This is a genomic window from Nocardioides sp. TF02-7, from assembly GCF_022437945.1.
In the GTDB taxonomy this organism is placed as follows: domain Bacteria; phylum Actinomycetota; class Actinomycetes; order Propionibacteriales; family Nocardioidaceae; genus Nocardioides.
Map to the genome: position 1 here is coordinate 2,229,060 of NZ_CP092535.1, position 19,667 is coordinate 2,248,726.

Annotated in this window: 21 protein-coding genes and 3 pseudogenes; 10 read left to right on the forward strand and 14 right to left on the reverse strand. The window is 73.5% G+C overall.

What is annotated here, in order from left to right:
* The first annotated feature begins 158 nt into the window (after positions 1 to 158).
* From MF408_RS11415 to MF408_RS11435, 5 genes are all read left to right on the forward strand, one after another.
* Positions 159 to 1,028, forward strand: a complete 870-nt coding sequence (locus MF408_RS11415) for a MoxR family ATPase (RefSeq protein WP_240251450.1) — start codon at positions 159 to 161, stop codon at positions 1,026 to 1,028.
* Positions 1,025 to 1,390 (forward strand): hypothetical protein, encoded by a 366-nt coding sequence (locus MF408_RS11420; RefSeq protein ID WP_240251451.1) that lies wholly within the window; start codon positions 1,025 to 1,027, stop codon positions 1,388 to 1,390. The genes MF408_RS11415 and MF408_RS11420 overlap by 4 nt, the downstream gene beginning before the upstream one ends.
* Positions 1,272 to 2,588 (forward strand): VWA domain-containing protein, encoded by a 1,317-nt coding sequence (locus tag MF408_RS11425; RefSeq protein WP_240251452.1) that lies wholly within the window; start codon positions 1,272 to 1,274, stop codon positions 2,586 to 2,588. Before MF408_RS11420 ends, MF408_RS11425 begins: the two co-directional genes overlap by 119 nt.
* Positions 2,525 to 3,814, forward strand: a complete 1,290-nt coding sequence (locus tag MF408_RS11430; protein ID WP_240251453.1) for a hypothetical protein — start codon at positions 2,525 to 2,527, stop codon at positions 3,812 to 3,814. Before MF408_RS11425 ends, MF408_RS11430 begins: the two co-directional genes overlap by 64 nt.
* A 364-nt stretch (positions 3,815 to 4,178) precedes the next feature.
* Positions 4,179 to 4,889, forward strand: coding sequence for a serine hydrolase (locus MF408_RS11435; protein WP_240251454.1), 711 nt, complete (start codon positions 4,179 to 4,181; stop codon positions 4,887 to 4,889).
* Here the strand turns inward: MF408_RS11435 and MF408_RS11440 are convergent.
* On the reverse strand, positions 4,884 to 6,068 hold the full coding sequence (locus MF408_RS11440; RefSeq protein ID WP_240251455.1) for an aminotransferase class I/II-fold pyridoxal phosphate-dependent enzyme: 1,185 nt from the start codon (positions 6,066 to 6,068) through the stop codon (positions 4,884 to 4,886). The genes MF408_RS11435 and MF408_RS11440 overlap by 6 nt on opposite strands.
* Positions 6,065 to 7,846 (reverse strand): FAD-binding protein, encoded by a 1,782-nt coding sequence (locus MF408_RS11445; RefSeq protein WP_240251456.1) that lies wholly within the window; start codon positions 7,844 to 7,846, stop codon positions 6,065 to 6,067. Before MF408_RS11445 ends, MF408_RS11440 begins: the two co-directional genes overlap by 4 nt.
* A gap of 99 nt (positions 7,847 to 7,945) precedes the next feature.
* Between MF408_RS11445 and MF408_RS11450 the strand changes: the two genes are divergently transcribed.
* Entirely contained in the window at positions 7,946 to 9,454 is a 1,509-nt protein-coding gene (locus MF408_RS11450; protein ID WP_240251457.1) for a potassium/proton antiporter, read from the forward strand.
* A 155-nt stretch (positions 9,455 to 9,609) separates the two neighbouring features.
* A complete protein-coding gene (locus MF408_RS11455; protein WP_240251458.1) occupies positions 9,610 to 9,921 on the forward strand; it encodes a hypothetical protein in 312 nt (103 codons plus the stop codon).
* Positions 9,922 to 10,338: 417 nt separating this feature from the next.
* Here the strand turns inward: MF408_RS11455 and MF408_RS11460 are convergent, their stop codons facing one another.
* The 3 genes from MF408_RS11460 to MF408_RS11470 are packed head-to-tail and all read right to left on the reverse strand — an operon-like array spanning position 10,339 to position 11,363.
* On the reverse strand, positions 10,339 to 10,491 hold the full coding sequence (locus tag MF408_RS11460; RefSeq protein ID WP_240251459.1) for a hypothetical protein: 153 nt from the start codon (positions 10,489 to 10,491) through the stop codon (positions 10,339 to 10,341).
* Positions 10,492 to 10,543: 52 nt separating this feature from the next.
* Entirely contained in the window at positions 10,544 to 11,062 is a 519-nt protein-coding gene (locus tag MF408_RS11465; RefSeq protein WP_240251460.1) for a LytR C-terminal domain-containing protein, read from the reverse strand.
* A 4-nt stretch (positions 11,063 to 11,066) separates the two neighbouring features.
* Positions 11,067 to 11,363, reverse strand: coding sequence for a type II toxin-antitoxin system VapB family antitoxin (locus tag MF408_RS11470; protein ID WP_240251461.1), 297 nt, complete (start codon positions 11,361 to 11,363; stop codon positions 11,067 to 11,069).
* A 185-nt stretch (positions 11,364 to 11,548) separates the two neighbouring features.
* Between MF408_RS11470 and MF408_RS11475 the strand changes: the two genes are divergently transcribed.
* Together MF408_RS11475 and MF408_RS11480 are read left to right on the forward strand one after the other, a co-directional pair.
* Positions 11,549 to 11,707 carry a hypothetical protein gene (locus MF408_RS11475; protein ID WP_240251462.1) on the forward strand — a complete coding sequence of 53 codons (159 nt, stop codon included), beginning with the start codon at positions 11,549 to 11,551 and terminating at the stop codon, positions 11,705 to 11,707.
* A gap of 106 nt (positions 11,708 to 11,813) precedes the next feature.
* A complete protein-coding gene (locus tag MF408_RS11480) occupies positions 11,814 to 12,299 on the forward strand; it encodes a nuclear transport factor 2 family protein (protein WP_240251463.1) in 486 nt (161 codons plus the stop codon).
* Positions 12,300 to 12,318: 19 nt separating this feature from the next.
* Here MF408_RS11480 and MF408_RS11485 read toward each other — a convergent pair whose 3' ends face one another.
* Both MF408_RS11485 and MF408_RS11490 read right to left on the reverse strand, forming a co-directional pair.
* Complete coding sequence (locus MF408_RS11485) at positions 12,319 to 12,600, reverse strand: hypothetical protein (RefSeq protein WP_240251464.1); 282 nt, start codon at positions 12,598 to 12,600, stop codon at positions 12,319 to 12,321.
* Positions 12,601 to 12,705: 105 nt separating this feature from the next.
* Positions 12,706 to 13,833, reverse strand: coding sequence for an FAD-dependent oxidoreductase (locus MF408_RS11490; RefSeq protein WP_240251465.1), 1,128 nt, complete (start codon positions 13,831 to 13,833; stop codon positions 12,706 to 12,708).
* Between the two features lie 138 nt (positions 13,834 to 13,971).
* Here MF408_RS11490 and MF408_RS11495 point away from each other — a divergent pair, with 138 nt between their 5' ends.
* Positions 13,972 to 14,244, forward strand: coding sequence for a hypothetical protein (locus MF408_RS11495; RefSeq protein ID WP_240251466.1), 273 nt, complete (start codon positions 13,972 to 13,974; stop codon positions 14,242 to 14,244).
* 203 nt (positions 14,245 to 14,447) lie between these two features.
* On the opposite strand, the gene MF408_RS11500 is transcribed toward MF408_RS11495, so the two are convergent.
* The 7 genes and pseudogenes from MF408_RS11500 to MF408_RS11530 all read right to left on the reverse strand — a co-directional run bounded on the left by MF408_RS11500 (position 14,448) and on the right by MF408_RS11530 (position 19,615).
* Positions 14,448 to 16,250: a methylmalonyl-CoA mutase family protein gene (locus MF408_RS11500; protein WP_240251854.1), complete on the reverse strand. Its 1,803-nt coding sequence runs from the start codon at positions 16,248 to 16,250 to the stop codon at positions 14,448 to 14,450.
* A gap of 392 nt (positions 16,251 to 16,642) precedes the next feature.
* A pseudogene (locus MF408_RS11505) lies at positions 16,643 to 17,347 on the reverse strand (methylmalonyl-CoA mutase); the annotation flags it as partial.
* 148 nt (positions 17,348 to 17,495) lie between these two features.
* A pseudogene (locus MF408_RS11510) lies at positions 17,496 to 17,654 on the reverse strand (hypothetical protein); the annotation flags it as partial.
* 347 nt (positions 17,655 to 18,001) lie between these two features.
* Complete coding sequence (locus MF408_RS11515; protein WP_345893941.1) at positions 18,002 to 18,256, reverse strand: hypothetical protein; 255 nt, start codon at positions 18,254 to 18,256, stop codon at positions 18,002 to 18,004.
* A gap of 85 nt (positions 18,257 to 18,341) precedes the next feature.
* Positions 18,342 to 18,512, reverse strand: a pseudogene (locus MF408_RS26875) (low molecular weight phosphotyrosine protein phosphatase); the annotation flags it as partial.
* Entirely contained in the window at positions 18,513 to 18,869 is a 357-nt protein-coding gene (locus MF408_RS11525) for a phage holin family protein (RefSeq protein ID WP_240251858.1), read from the reverse strand.
* On the reverse strand, positions 18,758 to 19,615 hold the full coding sequence (locus MF408_RS11530; RefSeq protein WP_240251467.1) for a GntR family transcriptional regulator: 858 nt from the start codon (positions 19,613 to 19,615) through the stop codon (positions 18,758 to 18,760). The genes MF408_RS11525 and MF408_RS11530 overlap by 112 nt, the downstream gene beginning before the upstream one ends.
* Positions 19,616 to 19,667: the final 52 nt, after the last annotated feature.

A 19,667-nucleotide genomic window follows, 5' to 3' on the forward strand; every position in this document is an offset into this window, starting at 1 on the left:
AAACCCCGTGCGAACCGGGTCGTCCGCCCCGCGCTCCCCACGGCGCCGGCTCCGACCGTTCGATGCCTCTCCAACGAGCCGCAGGCCAGCGGGTCACGACGCAGACCGCCGCAGTCCGCTGCAGACGCACCGCCGGGCGGGGCGGCAGGATGGGACGCATGACCTGGTTCGAGTCCCCCGCGCAGGCCGCCGACCGGCTGGCCGCCGCGGGCTACCTGGCCGACGCCGCCACCGCCACCACCGCCTTCCTCGCGGGTGCCCTGGAGAAGCCGCTGCTGCTCGAGGGACCGGCCGGCGTGGGCAAGACCGAGCTCGCGAAGGCGGTGTCGCGGGCGACGGGTGCCGAGCTGGTGCGGCTCCAGTGCTACGAGGGTCTCGACGAGGCGCGCGCCCTCTACGAGTGGAACTACAAGAAGCAGCTGCTCCGCATCCAGGCCACCACCGCCGACGAGCTCGACTGGAGCCGCACCCACGACGACGTGTTCACCGAGGAGTTCCTCCTCACCCGGCCGCTGCTGACGGCGATCCGGCGCACCGAGCCGACCGTGCTCCTGGTCGACGAGGTCGACAAGACCGACGTCGAGGTCGAGGGGCTGCTGCTCGAGGTGCTGTCGGACTTCCAGGTCACGATCCCCGAGCTCGGGACGGTCGCGGCCAGCCGCCGGCCGTTCGTGGTGCTGACGTCCAACGCCAGCCGAGAGCTCTCGGAGGCGGTGAAGCGGCGCTGCCTCTACCTCCACCTCGACTACCCCGACGCCGAGCGGGAGCGGGAGATCCTGCACGCCAACGTCCCCGACCTCGACGACCGGATCGCCGGCCAGGTCGTCGCCGCCGTCGGCCGGTTGCGCGACCTGGAGCTGAAGAAGGCGCCGTCGATCGCCGAGTCCGTCGACTGGGCGCGCACCCTGATCGCGCTCGAGATCCGCGACCTCGACGAGAAGGCGATCGCCGACACCCTCGGCGTCGTCCTCAAGCACGCCTCCGACCACCAGCGCGCCGTCCGGGAGCTGCGGCTGGGTCGGCCGTGACCCGCGACGCCTCCGGCCTGCTCGACCGGCACCTCGCCTTCATCGAGGCGCTCCGGGGGGCGGGGCTGTCGGTGTCGCTGGCCGAGGACCTCGACTCCGTCGCCGCGCTCGGCGCCGTCGGCTGGGGCGACCGGGCGCAGGTCCGCGACGTGCTGGCCGCCACCCTGGTGAAGAAGCAGGCCCAGCGCACCACCTTCGACGCCCTCTTCGACGTCTACTTCCCCCGCGCTCGTCGGCGACGGCGTGGCGGGCCGCGACCGGGAGGAGACCGGCGGCGAGGACGCCGCGACCGGCTCCACCCCGGAGGCCCGCGCGCTCCGCGGGTTCCGCGACCAGCTCGCGGAGACCCTCGCCGACGGTGACGAGCAGCGGCTGCGACGGATGGCGGTCGAGGCGGTCGGCCGGTTCGGCGCGCTGCCCGGCCGCGGCCCGGGGATGTCGTCGTGGTCGGCCTACACCGCGCTGCGGCGGGTGGCGCCGGAGGAGCTGGTCGACCAGGTCGTGCGCGGGCTGCTCGCGGAGGCCGACGACGCGGCCCGCGAGGACGACGTACGCCGCGCGGTCGCGCGCCGCGTCGGCGCCTTCACCGCCGAGGTGCAGGGCGACGCGCGGCGCCGGGTCGCGGAGGAGAAGGGCCCGGACCACATCGCCGACGTCACCGTGCGGCCGAGCATCGACAAGCTCGCCTTCACCGCGGCCCGGCGCAGCGACCTGGAGGAGATGCGCCGCGAGATCTACCCGCTCGCGCGGCGTCTGGCGACCCGGCTCACCAAGGAGCACCACGCGCGTCGGCGCGGGCCGCTGGACTTCCGCCGCACGGTCCGGGCCTCCGTCGCGACCGGCGGCGTCCCGCTGACCACGCACCACCGCCCCAAGCGCCCGCACCGCACCGACCTGGTGGTGCTCTGCGACGTGAGCGGGTCGGTCGCGAGCTTCGCCCAGTTCACCCTGCTCTTCGTCTTCGCGCTGCGCGAGGTCTTCCAGAGCATGCGGGCGTTCACGTTCGTCGACCACGTCCACGAGGTGACCGGCCACTTCCGGCCCGGCGCCGACCCGGTCGACGTGCTCGCCGACCTGGCCGCCGCCACCAGCCAGGCCGCGCTGTGGGGACGCACGAACTACGGCCGCGCGTTCCAGAAGTTCGAGGAGCTCCACGCCGACGCCCTCGGCCCCCGCACCACCCTGCTGGTCCTCGGCGACGCCCGCAGCAACTACAGCGACCTGCACGAGGACGCGCTCCGACGGCTGGTCGGCTCGGTGCGGCGCGCGCACTGGCTCAACCCCGAGCACCAGCGCCAGTGGGGGACCGGGGGACTCCGCGGCGCCGGCGTACTCGGCGATCGTGCCGATGGTGGAGTGCCGCAACCTCACCCAGCTCGGCGAGTTCGTGCACGACCTCGCACGGTGACACCGCGCCGCTGGCATGATCCGGGCGCGGGCGGGGAAGCGTCCCGGCGCGGGACGGCGGACGCCGCCCACGACCCCGAGGAGGCACCTTGCAGGCACGTCGGTGTGCGGCGGCGCTGGTCATCGTCCTGGTCGGCACGCTCGCTGCGGTGACACCGGCAGCCGCCGACGATCCGCGCCCGCTCTCGGTCGGAGGCCTGCCGCACGCCCCGGCCGCGGACCGGGCCGGCGCCTCCGACATCGTCGCCGCCCGGGTGGGGCGGCTGCGGAACCGGCCGTCCGGCTTCCCGACGGGCGCGCCGGCGCGCACCCTCGCCTCCGCCGAGGTGCGTCAGGACCTGCTCGCCGAGCGGGTGTCGGGGCGGTTCGTCCTCGCGGCGGCGCCGACGGCGGCGACCGCGGCCCACCTCACCGTCGGGTTCGGGCACGCCGACGGCTCCACCTGCCAGGGAGACGTGCAGCTCACCACGCCGACCCTCGACCCGGCGCCCGGGTGGGCCCGCGCGGGCCGGACGATCACCCTCGACCAGGCGTCGGAGGACGCCGGCTGGCAGGACTGGGACTGCGCCTTCGCCGTCGTCGCTGGGCCGGGCCAGACCCCGGAGTACGACGCCCGCGTCGACCGCCTGACCGACGTCCCCCTCCGCCCGGCGCTGCGGCTCGGCGCGGTGCGGCTGCTCGGCTCGACGAAGGTCCGCCTCGTGCCCGGGGTGTGGACCACGGTCGAGGTCGTGGTCCGCAACACCAGCCGGGCCGACGCGGCGGGCGTGGTGGTCACCGGCGCCGGCAAGGGCGTCCAGGTGCGCCGCACGCGGGTCGGCAAGGTCTGGGGCGAGTCGTCGACGACCGAGCGGGTCAGCATCCGGCTCCGCGGCCGGCGCGCGGCGCGGGTGCGGCTCACGGTGAAGGCGCCGCACACCCGGGCCTCGCGGACCGTCCGGGTGCGCCCGGCCGCGGCGCCGGCGCGGCCGCGGGCCGGGGTCTACGTGAGCACGGACGGCTCGATCAGGTTCCGGATCCGCAACGGCAGGGTCGTCGGGTTCTCGGCCCGTCTCTACACCCGGTGCGGCGGCTACCCCGACCTGCCGACGTACTCGTGGAGCTACTACGACTTCCCGACGGTCGCGATCCCCCGCAACGGCATCGTCGACCGGATCGACGACGGCCGGCTCTACGACGCCGGGCTGCGGATGCGGGTCAGCGGCGGCAGCGTCACCAAGGGGGGAGTTCTGGTACTCCGGGCCCAACCGGTGCTTCGCGAAGGAGACCTTCACCGCCCGGCGCCGCTGACGGCCTGTCCGCCTTCGGCCTGTCCGCCTTCGGCCTGTCCGCCTCCAGCCTGTCCGCCGGTCCGCGGATCGGGTTGGATGGCGGGATGACCGACGACGACCTCCAGTATCGGTTGGAGGAGGTGCTCGGCCGCCAGCTGCGCGCCGGGCGGGGAGCCGGGCGGCGCGGTGTGCGTCGTCCGCGACGGTCGGGTGGTCGCGCACGCGACGGTGGGCACGGTGGACGGCGTGCGCCCGTGGCGCACCGACACCCTCGTCCTGTGCTACTCGGTGGCCAAGCCGATGGCCGCTCTCGCCGTGCTCTCGGTCGTCGCCGAGGGGCGGCTCGGCCTCGACGACCGCGTCGCCGACCTGTGGCCGGCGTACGGCTGCCGCGGCAAGGAGCCGACGACGGTGCGGCAGGTGCTCGCGCACCAGGCCGGGCTCCCCAGCTTCCCGCCGGAGGCTGAGGGGGGTGGAGTACGACGACCGGTCGGCGCTGCTGACGATGCTGGCCGGCGCGGAGCCGGAGTTCGCGCCCGGTGCCGCCGTCGCCGAGCACGCCCTGACCTACGGGCACCTCTGCGGCGCCGTCGTCGAGGCGGCGACCGCGGAGCGGCTGGAGGAGCGGTTCGACGACCTGGCCGCCCGGTTCGGGTGGGACCTGCACCTCGCCGTCGCGCCGGCCCAGCAGCACCGGGTGGCCGACGTCGTCGCCGCCGACGCCGTGTGGCCGCGCGACCTCCTCGATGACCCGCGGTGGGGGCCGGCGATCGGCCGCCCGCCCGGCCTGCTCGACCCGACGGTGCTCAACAGCGCCCGGTGGCGGCGCACGCCGTTCGAGGCGATCAGCCTGCACGCGACCGCGGAAGGCATCGCCCGGTTCCAGGCCGACGCGACGACACCCGACGGGCCGGTGGCCCGGCTGCTCGGGCCCGACCTCCACGCCGCCTACGTCGGCCCCGCGGTCACCGGGCACGACCTCGTCCTCGACCGCGACGTGACCTGGACGCTCGGCTTCCAGCTCGACAGCGACGGCATCGGCATGGGCGGCGCGGGCGGCGCCGTCGGATGGACGTCGTCCGAGCACGGCTACTCGGCCGGCTACGTCACCCGCGGACTCGGCGACCACGCCCGCGCCGACGAGGTGTTCGACGCGATCGACGCCGCCCTCAGCGGCTCATAGGACACCGGACAGCCGGTCGAGCGCCTCCTCGATCTCGGCGGCGGCGCCGGCGAAGCTGAACCGCAGGAAGCGTCCGCCGTCGGCGGTGTCGAAGTCGATGCCGGTCGCCACCGCCACCCCCGTGCGGGCGAGCAGTTCCCGGGCGAACGCCATCGAGTCGTCGGTGAGGTGGCCGACGTCGGCGTAGGCGTAGAAGGCGCCGTCGGCGGGCGCCAGCCGCTCGATGCCCAGCCGGCGCAGCCCGGACAGCAGCAGCTCGCGGTTGTGGGCGTAGCGCTGCACGTGGCCGTCGAGCTCGGCGTACGACGCCTCGTCGAACGCGGCGAGCGCGGCCCGCTGGGCGAGCACCGGGGGGCAGATGCTGAAGTTGCCCGCCAGCACGTCGACCGCGCGCAGCAGCCGGGCCGGCGCGAGCATCCAGCCCAGGCGCCAGCCGGTCATCGAGAAGTACTTCGAGAACGAGCCGAAGACGACCGCCTCGCGGCTGGTCTCCCAGGCGCAGCGCGACAGCCGGTCGGCGGCGGAGCCGAGGCCGGCGTACTCGATGCCGTGATAGATCTCGTCGCTCACCAGCTGCACGCCCGACTCCTCGCACCAGCGGGCGATCGCCGCCAGCTCGTCGGGCAGCAGCATCGTGCCGGTCGGGTTCGCCGGGCTCGCCACCACCAGGCCCGCGACCGGACCGGCGGCGTGCAGCTCGGCCAGCTGCTCGACCGTCGGCTGGAACCGCGTCTCGGGCCCGGTCGGGATCTCGACGACCTCGCAACCCAGGGCGGCGAGCACGTTGCGGTAGCACGGGTAGCCCGGCCGCGCGATCGCCACCCGGTCGCCCGCCTCGAACGCCGCGAGGAACGCCAGCAGGAAACCCCCGCTCGACCCGGTCGTGACGACGACGTCGTCGGCGGCCACGTCGACCCCGTAGCGCCGCCGGTGGTGATCGGCGATCGCCGCCCGCAGCTCCACGATCCCCGTCGCCGGCGTGTAGCCGAGCGGATCACCCGAGCCCAGCAGCCGCACCGCCTCCGCGTTGACCGGCGCCGGCGCGCCCGAGCTCGGCTGCCCCGCCAGCAGGTTGACCACGTCGCCGTGCGTCCGCTGCCGCTCGGCCGACAGGGCGAGCAGGTCCATCACGTGGAACGGCGGGACGTTCGCACGCTGGGCGGCGGCGAGGCGGGTCATGGGGTCGATTGTGACAGGGGGTGGGGGTGTGGCTGAGGTGTGCGGTTTGGGACCAAACCTCGTCTGATCGGCGCGGGGGTCTGCGGTTTGGGACCAATCCTCGCCTGATCGACCCCGGGGTCTGCGGTTTGGGACCAATCCTCGCCTGATCGGCCTGGGTGTGTGCGGTTTGGGACCAAACCTCGCCTCATGGATGCCGCGATCTGCGGTTTGGGACCAATCCTCACCCCTCCGGCCCTGCGACCCACCGACCGCCGCCCCGAACCCCTACCCCGCCACCCCTTCCCCCGCCCCGCGGCCGACCGAGCAACCCGAGCAACCCGGGCGGCGTGGCGTCCGGCGCGGCGTCCGAAGAACGAGCCTTCGCCGAGCTGGGTGCCGGAGCAGTAGCCGGCACCGTCCTGGGCGATGTTGGAGGCGCAGGCGCCGGCGGCGTAGAGGCCGGGGATGACGGACCCGTCCTCGCGGCGGACCTCGCCGTCGACGGTCGTCGCCATCCCGCCGAGCGTGAAGCCGGCGTAGAGCGCGGTCCCGAGGGACAGGTCGAGCACGGCCCAGGGCGCGGCGACCTGGGGGGCGAGCCAGTCGGGGTGCTTGTGGAAGTCGGGGTCCTCGCCGCGGGCGGCGTGTTGGTTGTAGCGGTCGATGGTCGCCCGGAGGGCGTCGAGCGGGACGCCGACGCCCGCGGCCATCTCCTCGACGGTCTCGTAGCCGTCCTTGAGCGGCACCAGCGGCATGTGGTCCTCGCCGAGGTGCTCGCTGTCGACGATCAGGTAGGCGACGGCGTCCGGTTGCCGGAGGACGTGGTACGACGTCCGCGCGTGGTAGCTGTCCTCGGCGACGAAGCGGTGGCCGCGGTTGTTGACGATGATCCCCTTGCACCGCGACGAGGGCGGGTAGAACGGCGCGGTGATGAACGGCTCGTCCATGTGCTCGAGCGCGGCGCCGACCGACTGGCCGAGCCGGATGCCGAGCCCGTCGTCGTAGCTGCTGCCGAGGGTGAACAGCTTGGAGCCGAGGGCAGGGGTGTGCCCGGCCACCATGTCGGGGTTCATCACGAACCCGCCGGCGGCGACCACCACGGCCGCGGCGCGCACCGCGCCGGTCTCGTCGTACCGCCGCCACGCGACGCCCGCAACGGCGCCGGCCGCGGTGACCACGAGGTTGGTCGCGCCGGTCTCGTAGCGCACCTCGACGCCGGCCTCCTCGACCCGGTCGCGCAGCAGGTCCATCAGGACCTTGGTGCCCTCGGTGTCGCCCGGCACCGGCACCTTGTGGCCGCGCGGCGCCGGCCGGACCGCCTCGCGGAACGGCCAGACCTTCTCGTTGCCGGTGAACATCAGGCCCTCGGTGCCGGGCTGGATGACGGCCTTGGCGGGGTAGTAGGAGCGCTCGAACTCGAACCCCAGCGCCTCCAGCCACGTGAAGTGCTCGACCGACCCTTCGCAGTAGGCGCGGATCTTCGGCTCGTCGGGCTCCTTGGTGCTCGCCATCAGGTAGCGGACCATGTCGTCGACGGAGTCGTCGTGCCCGGTGGCGCGCTGCACGGCGGTGCCGCCGCCGAGGTAGAAGTGCCCACCCGACATGCTCGACGTGCCGCCGTGCACGGCGGCCCGCTCCAGGAGCAGCACCCGCGCGCCCGACCGCGCCGCCTCCAGCGCCGCGCAGCCGCCGGCGATGCCGAACCCGACGACGACCACGTCGAAGGACTCGGCGTCGGCGGGGATCTCGGTCGCGGGGACGGTGGCGGGCACCGCCAGGCCGGAGCGCTCGGTCATGGCCCCAATCTAGAACACGTTTCAGTTTCCGGCGACCGCGGTCGCACCCCGTCGTACCGATAGACTTCGGGTCCGCGCCCCGACCCCCGCCGAGGTGAAATGTTCGACGTCCACCAGCTCGACAACTTCTTGCTGGTGGGTTCCCTCGTCACCCTGCTCGCGGTGCTCGCGGTGCGCATCTCCTCGCGCGCCGGCCTGCCGAGCCTGCTGGTCTACCTGCTGATGGGGGTCGTCCTCGGGGAGTCGGTGATCGGCATCCCGTTCGAGGACGCCGAGATGGCGCACGCGATCGGCTTCGGGGCACTGGCGGTGATCCTCGCCGAGGGCGGCCTGACGACCAACTGGCGCGAGGCGCGGCACTCGATGCGGCTCGGGTTCTCCCTCGCCACGGTCGGCATGGCGGTCTCGGTCACGCTGGTGGCGGTGGTGAGCCACTTCCTGCTCGGCCTGCCGTGGCAGCTCTCCGTGCTGCTCGGCGCGGTCACGTCGGCCACCGACGCGGCCGCCGTGTTCTCGGTGCTCCGCGTGGTGCCGCTGCCCAAGCGGCTGACCGGCGCCCTCGAGGCGGAGTCCGGCCTCAACGACGCTCCCACGGTCGTCCTGGTCACGCTGATCTCCAGCGGGGCCGTCACCGAGCACCCGTCCTGGGTGGTCGCCGGCATCGTGGCCTACGAGCTCGTCATCGGCGTGGCAATCGGCCTCGGCGTCGGCTTCGGCGGCGCCTGGGTGATGCGCCGCGTCGCCCTGCCGTCGTCCGGTCTCTACCCGATCGCCGTGCTCTGCCTGACGCTGCTGGCGTACGGCGCCGGGCCGGCCGTCCACGCGAGCGGCTTCGCCGCGGTCTACGTCGCCGCGCTGGTGCTCGGCAACTCCGACCTGCCCCACCGCGCGGCCAGCCGCTCCTTCGCCGAGGGCCTGGCCTGGCTGGCCCAGATCGGCCTGTTCGTGATGCTCGGGCTGCTGCTGTCGCCGGGCCGGCTCTCGGTCGGCACCCTCGTCACCGCGGTCGCCGCCGGCCTGGTGCTCACCCTGGTCGCCCGCCCCCTCTCGGTGCTGATCAGCTCGGTGGTCCAGCCGATGCCGTGGCGCGAGCTGGCGTTCCTCTCCTGGGCGGGCCTGCGAGGTGCCGTGCCGATCGTCTTCACCACGATCCCGCTCGCCGAGGGCGTCGAGGACGCCACCCAGCTGTTCGACATCGTCTTCGTGATGGTGGTGATCTACACGCTGCTGACCGGCCCGACGCTGCCGCTCGCGGCCCGGGTGCTGCAGGTCGCACGGCGTTCGGAGCCTCGTGACCTGGAGGTCGAGGCGGCACCGCTGGACCGGGTCGCCGCCGACCTGCTCCAGGTGACGATCAGCCCCCGGTCCAGGATGCATGGCGTGGAGGTGGGCGAGCTCCGGCTGCCACCCGGCGCGTCGGTGTCGATGGTGGTCCGCGACGGCCAGGCGCTGGTGCCGGAGCGGCGGACGGTGCTCCGGCACGGTGACGACCTGGTGGTGGTCACCCCGCGCCGGCTGCGGGAGGCGACGGAGGGCCGGTTGCGGCAGGTCAGCGCCGGGGGGCGGCTCGCGCAGTGGCTCGGTCCGGGCGACGACGCGCCGGTGTGACCGGTACGACGGTCGACGCCCGGTCTACCAGCCAGTAGGCTCCGACCGGCTCCTGGCACGACCTGCCGCAGGGAGCTGCGAGGCGGTCATGGGGTCCACCCTCCGTGGCGGCCGAAGGGGGGAACGGACCGATCGACACGACCACACGAGCCGCCGTGCTCGCGCGCGTCGCCGCGCTCGAAGGCGGCCCCAGTGCGCTCCGGCCGTCCCTCGCGGCGGTGCGGGCCGACGACGACCCGGACCACGTCGCCCTGCACGCGGTCGTCCTCGACCTCTTCGAACGGGTCGACCGGCTCGTCGCCGGCGACCACCGCGCGCTGTGGCAGCGGCTGCTGGCACTGCTGCAGACCCGGCCCCGCAGGCCCGGGGGCGGCCCTGGAGGCCGCCGTCTTCAGCAACCTCGTGGGCGTCGTGGCGCTCGGGGACCCGGAGGACCACCTGGCGACCGCGGCGCTGGTCCGCCGTGAGGGCAGCCAACGGGTCGCCCGGCTGCAGGCCCGGCTCGACGAGCTCCTCAACACCGGCACCGAGCTGCCGATCGCCACCGCCGCCATCCGCGAGCTCGCGCGCTCCTCCCACATCGAGCACGCGCTGCGCCGCGCCGGTCGCTCGGAGGCAGAGGCGCTCCGCGTGGCGGAGAAGTGCTACAACGCCGCGTTCTGGCTGCTGATCGCCGGGATCGATCCCGCCGACGCGACGCCGATCCCACAGCACCCCGACGACCTGCTGCAGGCCATCGACAAGCACGGTGTCCCGGAGTGGCGGCGGCTGCTGGCCAACATCGCCGTGAACCCGTGGGGCCCGGCGGCGACGCAGCTGCACGCGCTGGCGGTGGCAGCGGACCTGCCGGCGCCGGCCCAGGCGATCGAGTGGTGCGCGAAGGTCTACCGGCGGCGGTCGGAGGAGGCCGAGCGGCTCGACGTCGCGAAGGAGATCCGGCGGCTGGTCGCGGTCAGCGGCTGCAGCCAGCGGCAGTTCGCGCAGTACATCGGCACCTCGCCGTCACGACTGTCGACGTACGTCAACGGCCTGGTCACCCCCCTCCGCGGCGATGATGCTGCGGATCACCAGGGCCTCCGACGTGCTGGCTCAGGGCTCCGGCTCCGGCGGCGTGCACACGTAGGTGTCCTCGGCCGCCTTGACCCGCTTGCGGCCGTCGGTCACGCCCGGGAAGTCGTCGCCCACGACCACCGTGATGCCCGGCTCGGCCGTGGTCTGCTCCACGATCCGGGCGTTCTTCCCGAGGTAGGAGCGCACCAGCGCCGCGGCCGGGCCGTCGGCGTCGCTCGTCCAGACGACCGCGCCGCCCCGTCCGGTGTCGGCGGTCAGGTTGCCGCGCACGCCCTCCCCGAACCCCTTGCCGATCAGGGCGTCCATCGTGTCCCGGGCGAGGCCGGACGTCCTGCTGGCGTTGTAGACGTTGACGAGGACGTCCTCCGGCTGCACGCGCTCGCCCGCGGCGACAGCGGTCTCGGAGCACGCCGGCGCCGGCTCGGGCTCCGGGAACGGCTCGGTCACCGCCGACCACGCCCAGGCCACGCCGGCGAGGAACACCACGGCGAGGACGCCGAGCGTCGCGGCCGACCGGGTGTGCGCCTTGATGTCCACGCCGTCAGTCTTCCATCCGGATGACGCGCGCGTGCAGGACGTTGCGCTGCTGGAGGGCGGCCCGCAGCGCCCGGTGCAGCCCGTCCTCGAGGTAGTAGTCGCCGCGCCACAGCACGACGTGGGCGAACAGGTCGCCGAAGAAGGTGGAGTCCTCGTCGAGCAGGGCGGCGAGCTGGAGGGTGTCCTTGGTCGTGACCAGCTGGTCGAGCCGGACCTGGCGCGGCGGCACCGCGGCCCACTGCTTCGCCGTGAGGCCGTGGTCGGGGTAGGGCCGCCCCTGGCCGACGCGCTTGAAGATCACGACTCGCGAGTCTAGGTGTGCCGGTCGGACGCCCGCAGCGTGTGGGGCGCCCGACCGGTCCCTCGCGGCCTAGATGAGAAAGTCCAAGGGTTCGCACGCTGCGCGACGCTCGCCTGCACGACCCCTTGGACTTGCTCATCTAGGCGGTCCAGCGCACGGCGTCGTCGACGAAGTCGGCGAGGGGCGTGCACGCCGCGGAGGTCGCGGCGCTCCTCCATGAGCCGGGTGAGGCCTTGGGCGTGGCGGCTGCGGAGGGCGACGCGGCGCTCCAGGCGGCGGTCGATCGAGGTCTCGTCGACGTCCTGGTTGCGGGTGCGACGGCCGGCGTACTGGGTCTCAGGTGAGGTCGTCATGTCCATGGGCAGCAGCGTGGCCGGTCGACGTCGCGGCGAGGTTGACGAGCGGTTACGCCTCGATGTCCGGCCCGGTGATTGCGGTTACATTCGCTCCATGCCCTGCCCGCCGGAGCCCCGCCGACCCGTCGTCCGCGCCGACGTGGACGCGATCTGCCGCCTCAAGTACCGCTACCTGCGGCTCCTCGACACCAAGCAGTGGGACGAGTTCGGCAGGTGCTTCGCGCCGGGGGCGACCGCCGACTACGCCGGGCTCGCCTTCGACGACCCGGTCGCCCTCGTCGATTACATGCGCGCCAACGTGGGCGAGGGCGTCATCACCATGCACACGGTCCACCACCCGGAGATCGACGTCGACGGCGACACCGCGACCGGCCGGTGGTACCTCCACGACAAGGTCCTCGTCGACGCCTTCCGGTTCGCGCTCGAGGGCGCCGCGATCTACGCCGACCGCTACGTGCGCACCGCCGACGGGTGGCGGATCGCGCACACCGGCTACGAGCGCACCTTCGAGCTCAGCTGGAGCCTCGACGACCCGGCCGGCGCGAGGCTGACCGGTCCGGGGACGCACACCCACGCCTGACCCGGGCTCGGGGCGGACCTCAGGCACCCTCGAAGCCGCTGATCAGGATGAAGAAGACGCCGACCGCGAGCACGACGGCAGCCGCGCCGAGGGCCACGCCCGTCGCGACCCGCCGGGCGACCGACCGCCCACCCGGGAGCAGCACGGCGCCGGCCCCGGCGCCGGCGACCAGCGTGACGACGACGAAGACCGGGAGGATCAGGTTCTCCGTCGTCGCGGAGGAGTCGAGGACGGCAGCGGCGCTCGGCAGCGCCATCAGCGCGACGACGACGAGCAGGGCCAGGGTCACCAGGTAGCGCATGTCGGCTCCTCGGGCTCGGCCGGTCAGCCCGAGATGGTGCGCGCCGCGCGCACGCCGCTGATGACGGCGCCCTCCATGGTGCCCGAGTCCGGCCCGGCCGTGTACTCACCCGCGAGGACGAGCGGCCCGACGGGCTCCTGCAGCGCCGCCCACGCCTCGGGCGGCGTCCCGGCGACGACGTAGGAGTAGCCGCCGCGGGTCCACGGGTCGCGGGACCAGTCGGTGAGCACGGCGTCCGCCGCCCGCAGGTCGAGGTCGGGCCGGAGCGCGGCCAGCGCCCGGAGCCACTCGTCGACACCGTCGCCCACCCGGAGGGCGGCCCGGGCGTCCGGGCCGCCGGCGAAGCACGACACCGCGGCGCTGTCGCCGTCGCCCGCGGGGTCGAGCGAGTTCCACGCCCACCAGGTCGCGGTCGGGTGCTGCACGCCGTCCGGTGCCGCCGTACGCGTGGTCGGGACGGACAGCTTCGCCGCGGTGCCGGTCGCTAGCGACGGGAGCGCGGCGCGCCACGGGGCGGGGAGCGCCGGCTCCCCAGGCCAGCTCGCCGAGGAGAGCGAGCGGTACGGCGACCACGGCGCGGTCGACCTGGATCCGCTCGCCCCGCGTCGTCGTCAGCGCCGCGCCGTCGGCGGTGACCTCGACCTCGCCGACCGGCGTACCGGTGCGGACCCGGTCGCCGAGCGCGGCGGCCAGCGCCGTGGCGATCCGCTGGTTGCCGCCGACGACGCGGCCCGCCCCCTCGACCCGCCCGGACTCCGCGCGCGCGACGTGGAACCGGGCGCTCGCCACCGCCGGGTCGCCCGCCGTCGACGTCGCGACCCGCAGGTAGGTGGGGTCGGCCGCCCCGTCGGCGCCGAGCGCGGCCTCGAACGCGGCCGCCAGCCCGCAGTCCCCGGGAGGCACTGCCGCGGCGACCCGGGTCAGCGTCTCCTCCAGCGCCGCCAGGGTCGGCACCGCGCCGCGCACCCGGCGGCGGTGGAAGCGCACGCCGTGCGGGGCGAGCGGCAGCCGCAGCTCGGCGCAGAGCCGGCGGATCGCGTGCTGGTCGGCGTCGATCCATTCCCCGCCGCGCTCGACCACCGCCCCGTTGGCCAGCGTGGTCGACCACGCCCGGCCGCCGACCCGCTCGCGCGCCTCCAGCACCACCACCTCGTACCCGCGGCAGTGCAGCGTCCACGCACACGCCAAGCCGGCCAGACCCGCCCCGACCACTCCGACCCGTCCCGCCCGCATGCCGCCCATCGTCCCCGAGGTGGCGCGGCCGCGCCACGGATGCGGTTCGGGGGACTGGTGGGGCCGGTCGGGGGTCTAGACGCGGCCGGTCGGGTACCGCTCCCGACCACGACGACCTTCGACGAGAGGAGCCCCGCGATGGCCACCGGTGAGACCGGATTCGACGACGTCACCTACGACCTGATCTCCGTGCAGTACCACGCCCTCAAGGCCGGCCACGACTACGGCCAGTACGTCCGCGACGCCGAGAACGCCGGCGAGGACGACATCGCCGCCTTCTTCAAGGAGGTCATGGAGCAGGACTCCCAGCGCGCCCAGCGCTGCCACGAGTTCCTCCGCCGCCTCGGCGGCACCGACAACACCAGCCCGCAGGGGGATGTCAGCGGGGGTTCGGACCCGAACGCTGGGTGAGGTCGGGGGACTGGTCTGCGGTTTGGGACCAAACCGCAGTGAAGAGCGGCCCGGATCTGCGGTTTGGGACCAAACCGCGGTAAAGAGCGGCCCGGATCTGCGGTTTGGGACCAAACCGCGGTAAAGACCGGTCCGGATCTGCGGTTTGGGACCAAACCGCGGTAAAGACCGGTCCGGGTCTGCGGTTTGGGACCAATCCGCGGTTAAGACCGGCCCCGATCTGCGGTTTGGGACCAATCCGCAGACCCCACCGGCCCCTCAGACGTTCCGCCGGTACTGACCGCCCACCTCGAAAAAGCCTCGGTGACCTGGCCGAGGGTGCAGACGCGGGCGGCGTCCATGAGGGCGGCGAACACGTTCTCGCCGCTGGTCGCCGCCTCCTTGAGCCGGGCGAGCGCGACCTGCGCCTCCTCGGCGTGGGCGGCCCGGAACTCGCCGACCCGGCGCAGCTGGGACTGCTTCTCCTCCTCGGTGGCGCGGGCGAGTTCGACGTGCTGCGGCGTGCCGTCGGCGTCGTCGCTCTCGGGGACGCGGAAGGTGTTGACGCCGACGATCGGCAGCGTGCCGTCGTGCTTGCGGTGCTCGTAGAGCATCGACTCGTCCTGGATCCGGCCGCGCTGGTAGCCGGTCTCCATCGCGCCGAGCACGCCGCCGCGCTCGCTGATCCGGTCGAACTCCGCCAGCACCGCCTCCTCGACGAGGTCGGTGAGCTCGTCGACGACGTACGAGCCCTGCAGCGGGTTCTCGTTCATCGCGAGGCCCCACTCGCGGTTGATGACCATCTGGATCGCCAGCGCCCGCCGCACCGACTCGTCGGTGGGGGTGGTGACCGCTTCGTCGTAGGCGTTGGTGTGGAGGCTGTTGGCGTTGTCGTAGACCGCGCAGAGGGCCTGCAGCGTGGTGCGGATGTCGTTGAACGCCATCTCCTGCGCGTGCAGCGACCGGCCCGATGTCTGCACGTGGTACTTCAGCTTCTGCGACCGCTCGCCGGCGCCGTACCGCTCCTTCATCGCGACCGCCCAGATCCGGCGGGCGACGCGGCCGATCACGGTGTACTCGGGGTCCATGCCGTTGCTGAAGAAGAACGACAGGTTCGGTGCGAAGTCGTCGATCTTCATCCCGCGGGCGAGGTAGGACTCGACGTAGGTGAACCCGTTGGCGAGGGTGAACGCGAGCTGGCTGATCGGGTTCGCGCCGGCCTCGGCGATGTGGTAGCCGGAGATCGAGACGGAGTAGAAGTTCCGCACCCCGTGCTCGATGAACCACTCCTGGATGTCGGCCATGCAGCGCAGGCTGAACTCGGTGGAGAACAGGCAGGTGTTCTGCCCCTGGTCCTCCTTGAGGATGTCGGCCTGCACGGTGCCGCGGACGGTGGAGACGGCGTACGCCGCGAGCTCGGCGCGCTCCTCGGCCGACGGTTCGCGTCCCTCGCGGTCGCGGAACCGGTCGACCTGCTGGTCGATCGCGGTGTTGAGGAAGAACGCGAGCACCGTGGGCGCCGGGCCGTTGATCGTCATCGACACCGACGTGGTCGGGGCGCACAGGTCGAAGCCGTCGTAGAGCGCCTTCATGTCGTCGAGAGTGGCGACGCTGACCCCGGAGGTGCCGACCTTGCCGTAGATGTCGGGCCGCTCGGCGGGGTCGCGGCCGTAGAGCGTGACGGAGTCGAACGCCGTGGAGAGCCGGGTGGCCGGCTGGCCCTCCGAGAGGAGCTTGAACCTGCGGTTGGTGCGGAACGGGTCACCCTCCCCCGGCGAACATCCGGGCCGGGTCCTCGTTGTCGCGCTTGAACGGGAAGACGCCCGCGGTGAACGGGAAGGAGCCGGGCAGGTTCTCCTCGCGCCAGAACCGCACCAGCTCGCCGTGGTCGCGGTAGCGGGGGAGGGCGACGCGCGGGATCCGGTTGCCGCTGAGCGACTCCCCTGGTGAGCCGGGTCCGGATCTCCCGGTCGCGGACCTTCACGACCTGCTCCTCGCCGGCGTAGGACTCGACGACCGCGGGCCACCGCTCGAGCTGGTCGCGTACGTCGGCCGGGAGCGCGTCGCGCGCCTCCACGGCGAGGGTCTCCGCCTCCGGCAGCTCGTCGGCGACCTCGGCGAGCCGCTGGGCGCGCCGGGCCTGCTCGACCAGCTCGTCGGTGCGGGCGTGGTAGTCGCGGACGGTGGCGGCGATCTCGGAGAGGTAGCGGCTCCGCTCGGGCGGCAGGACCTGCTGGATGCGGGTCGACCGCTTGCCGGTCACCGGGGTCAGCGTGCCGCTGCCTGCCGGGAGACCGTGGTCGACGAGCAGCCCGCGGAGGAACTGGTAGAGCGCGGTGACGCCGTCGTCGTCGAAGGTCGCGGCGGACGTGCCGAACACCGGCATGGCGTCGGGCTGCTGGCCGAACGCCTCCCGGTTGCGCACCAGCTGGCGGGCGACGTCGCGCAGCGCGTCCTCGGCGCCGCGCCGCTCGAACTTGTTGATCGCCACCGCGTCGGCGAAGTCGAGCATGTCGATCTTCTCCAGCTGGGAGGCGGCGCCGTACTCGGGCGTCATCACGTAGAGGCTGGTGTCGACGAACGGCACGACCGCCGCGTCGCCCTGGCCGATGCCGGGCGTCTCCACGACGACCAGGTCGAACCCGGCCGCCTTGCAGACGTCGATCACGTCGGTGAGGTGCTCGGGCAGCTCGTGGGCGCCGCGGGTGGCCAGGCTCCGGAAGAACACCCGGTCGCGGTCGAGGCCCGGCCCGTGCAGGTCGAGGCTGTTCATCCGGATCCGGTCGCCGAGGAGCGCGCCCCCGCCGCGGCGGCGGGTCGGGTCGACGGCGAGCACCGCGACCCGCAGCTTGTCCTGCTGGTCGATCCGGAGCCGTCGTACGAGCTCGTCGGTCAGGCTGGACTTGCCGGACCCGCCCGTGCCGGTGATGCCGAGCACCGGCACCTGGCGCTGTGCGGCCGCCTCGCGCAGCCGCGTCATCGCGTCGTCGCCGAGCCGGCCGGTCTCGGCGCCGGTGATCGCGCGTGCCACCGCCGGCCGCTCGCCCGCGAGCACCTCGTCGGCGCCCACGCCGCGCACCGACCACAGGTCGACGTCGCAGTCGCGCACGACCGTGTTGACCATCCCGGGCAGGCCCAGCCGCTGCCCGTCCTCGGGGGAGAAGATCGTGACCCCCCGCCTCGCGGAGCCGGTCGATCTCGTCCTTGACGATCACGCCGCCGCCGCCCCCGACCACGCGGACGTGGCCGGCGCCGCGCGCCCGCAGCTGGTCGACGAGGTACTCGAAGAATTCGACGTGCCCGCCCTGGTAGGACGACACGGCCACGCCCTGCACGTCCTCCTCGAGCGCCGCCTCGACGACCTCGGCCACCGACCGGTTGTGGCCGAGGTGGATGACCTCGCAGCCCTGGCTCTGGAAGATCCGCCGCATGATGTTGATCGCCGCGTCGTGCCCGTCGAACAGGCTCGAGGCCGTGACCAGGCGGACCGGGTGCTGCGGGGTGTGGAGGTCGGGCACGCGGGCTCCTTCGGCAGGTACTAGGACGTCCTAGGAAAGATAGTAGGACATCCAAGTATCTGGTCCAAGTCGAGTTGTGCCGCTCGGTGGTGGTGCGGTTTGGTCCCAAACCGCAGCGCTGAGCCGCCGCGACTTGCGGTTTGGGACCAATCCGCAGCGCTGAGTCACCGCGACTTGCGGTTTGGGACCAAACCGCAGCCCTCAGGCCCCCGGATCTGCGGTTTGGGACCAAACCGCACCGCCGTCGCCAGCGGCACCTCTCACCCGAGCCGCAGCCGCCGCAGCGCGTCGACGATGCCGTCGCAGGTGCGCTCGACCATGGCGAGCACCTCGTGGAAGCCTTCGTCGCCGCCGTAGTAGGGGTCGGGCACGTCGGCGTCCGGCTCCTCGGGGTCGAATGCGCGGAACATCAGCAGCCGGCCGGTCTCGGCGGGTCCGAGCTCGGCGATGTCGCGGAGGTTCTGGCCGTCCATGGCGAGCACGACGTCGCAGTCGTCCAGCCAGGAGGCGGGGATCTGCTGCGCCCGGTGGGCCGACGCGTCGTACCCCCACCTCGGTGAGCACCGCCGCCGCGCGCTGGTCCATCGGCCGGCCGACGTGCCAGTCGCCGGTGCCGGCGCTCACCACCTCGACGGCGTCGGCGAGGCCAGCCGCGGCGATCCGGTCGCGGAGCACGACGTCGGCCATCGGCGAGCGGCAGATGTTGCCGAGGCAGACGACCGCGATGCGGTAGCGCCCGGCGGTGCGCGGGGCGGGCAGGTCGGGCGTCATTCAGTCATCGACTCCCAGGAGGGCGTCGAGCACCCAGGTCGTGATGCTGATGATGATCGAGCCCCAGAACGCCGCCCAGAAGCCGTCGACGTGGAAGCCGACGTCGAACAGGTCGGCCAGCCACTCGGTGAAGAGCAGCAGCAGCGCGTTGAGCACCAGCAGGAACAGGCCCAGCGTGATGAGGATGAACGGGATCGACAGCACGGTCAGCACCGGCTTGGCGAACATCGTGACCAGCGTCGAGATCAGCGCCACGCCGAGGAGCGGCAGCAGCTTCTCCTCCAGCTCGGCCTGACCCGACGACGGCCCGTCGAAGCCGATGCCGTCGAGCAGCTGGGCGGCGACGGCGAGCGCGATGCTGGTGACCGTCCAGCGGGCGAGGAACGCGACCATGGCGACAGTCTTCCAGGATCGGGCGAGGTCAGGTGAGCGCGAGCGCCTCGACGATCTCGTCGGCGGCGTCGTCGATGTGGCGGCGGGAGGAACTCGTACGCCGGCTCGAGGTCGTCACCCTCGAGCAGCTGGACGAGGCGCTCGTGCGACTCGGCCTGGTCGTGCGCGTTGCGGCGTACCCGGTCGACCTGCGCGAGCGCCAGCTTGAGCTCGTCCATGAGGCTCTCCGCCATGTGCACCAGCCGCGGGCTGCCGGTGAGCTCCACGAGGGACACGTGGAACGCGAGGTGGCGCTCGTTGAGCTCCTCGTACGACGCGCGGCCGGACCGCACCGCTGCGGTGTAGGCCTCGAGAGTGGTGCGCACCCGCTTGCGCCGGTCGTCGGTCGCGGTCCGCCACGCCTGCACGCCCGCCCCCTCGAGGACCCATCGCGCGACGCAGACGTCGCGCACCGACTCCGCCCGGGGCGTCACCACACTCACCCCGCGGTAGGGCTCGCGGACCGCGAGGCCCTCCGCGACCAGCGCCATCAACGCCTCGCGGACGGTCGGCCGTGAGACCCCGAGCGACTCGGCGAGCGCGACCTCGCGCAGCGGCGTACCGCTCTCCACCTCGCCCTCGAACACCGCGCGCCGCAGTTCGGCGGTCACCCGCTCGACGGTGGAGGCCTGCTCCACGCTCAGGGACGCGAACGGTCGCCGAGACGTCATGTCAGCCATTGTCTCGCACTCTCCGCTCGACCACGCTAGGGTGCGGCATTGT

Bases quoted from the DNA above. Each gene is read 5' to 3' on its own strand.
- MF408_RS11485 (WP_240251464.1), bottom strand. From the start codon at position 12,600: ATGCGCTACCTGGTGACCCTGGCCCTGCTCGTCGTCGTCGCGCTGATG.
- MF408_RS11480 (WP_240251463.1), top strand. From the start codon at position 11,814: ATGCCCTGCCCGCCGGAGCCCCGCCGACCCGTCGTCCGCGCCGACGTG.
- MF408_RS11530 (WP_240251467.1), bottom strand. From the start codon at position 19,615: ATGACGTCTCGGCGACCGTTCGCGTCCCTGAGCGTGGAGCAGGCCTCC.
- MF408_RS11495 (WP_240251466.1), top strand. From the start codon at position 13,972: ATGGCCACCGGTGAGACCGGATTCGACGACGTCACCTACGACCTGATC.
- MF408_RS11490 (WP_240251465.1), bottom strand. From the start codon at position 13,833: ATGCGGGCGGGACGGGTCGGAGTGGTCGGGGCGGGTCTGGCCGGCTTG.
- MF408_RS11445 (WP_240251456.1), bottom strand. From the start codon at position 7,846: ATGACCGAGCGCTCCGGCCTGGCGGTGCCCGCCACCGTCCCCGCGACC.
- MF408_RS11415 (WP_240251450.1), top strand. From the start codon at position 159: ATGACCTGGTTCGAGTCCCCCGCGCAGGCCGCCGACCGGCTGGCCGCC.
- MF408_RS11440 (WP_240251455.1), bottom strand. From the start codon at position 6,068: ATGACCCGCCTCGCCGCCGCCCAGCGTGCGAACGTCCCGCCGTTCCAC.
- MF408_RS11450 (WP_240251457.1), top strand. From the start codon at position 7,946: ATGTTCGACGTCCACCAGCTCGACAACTTCTTGCTGGTGGGTTCCCTC.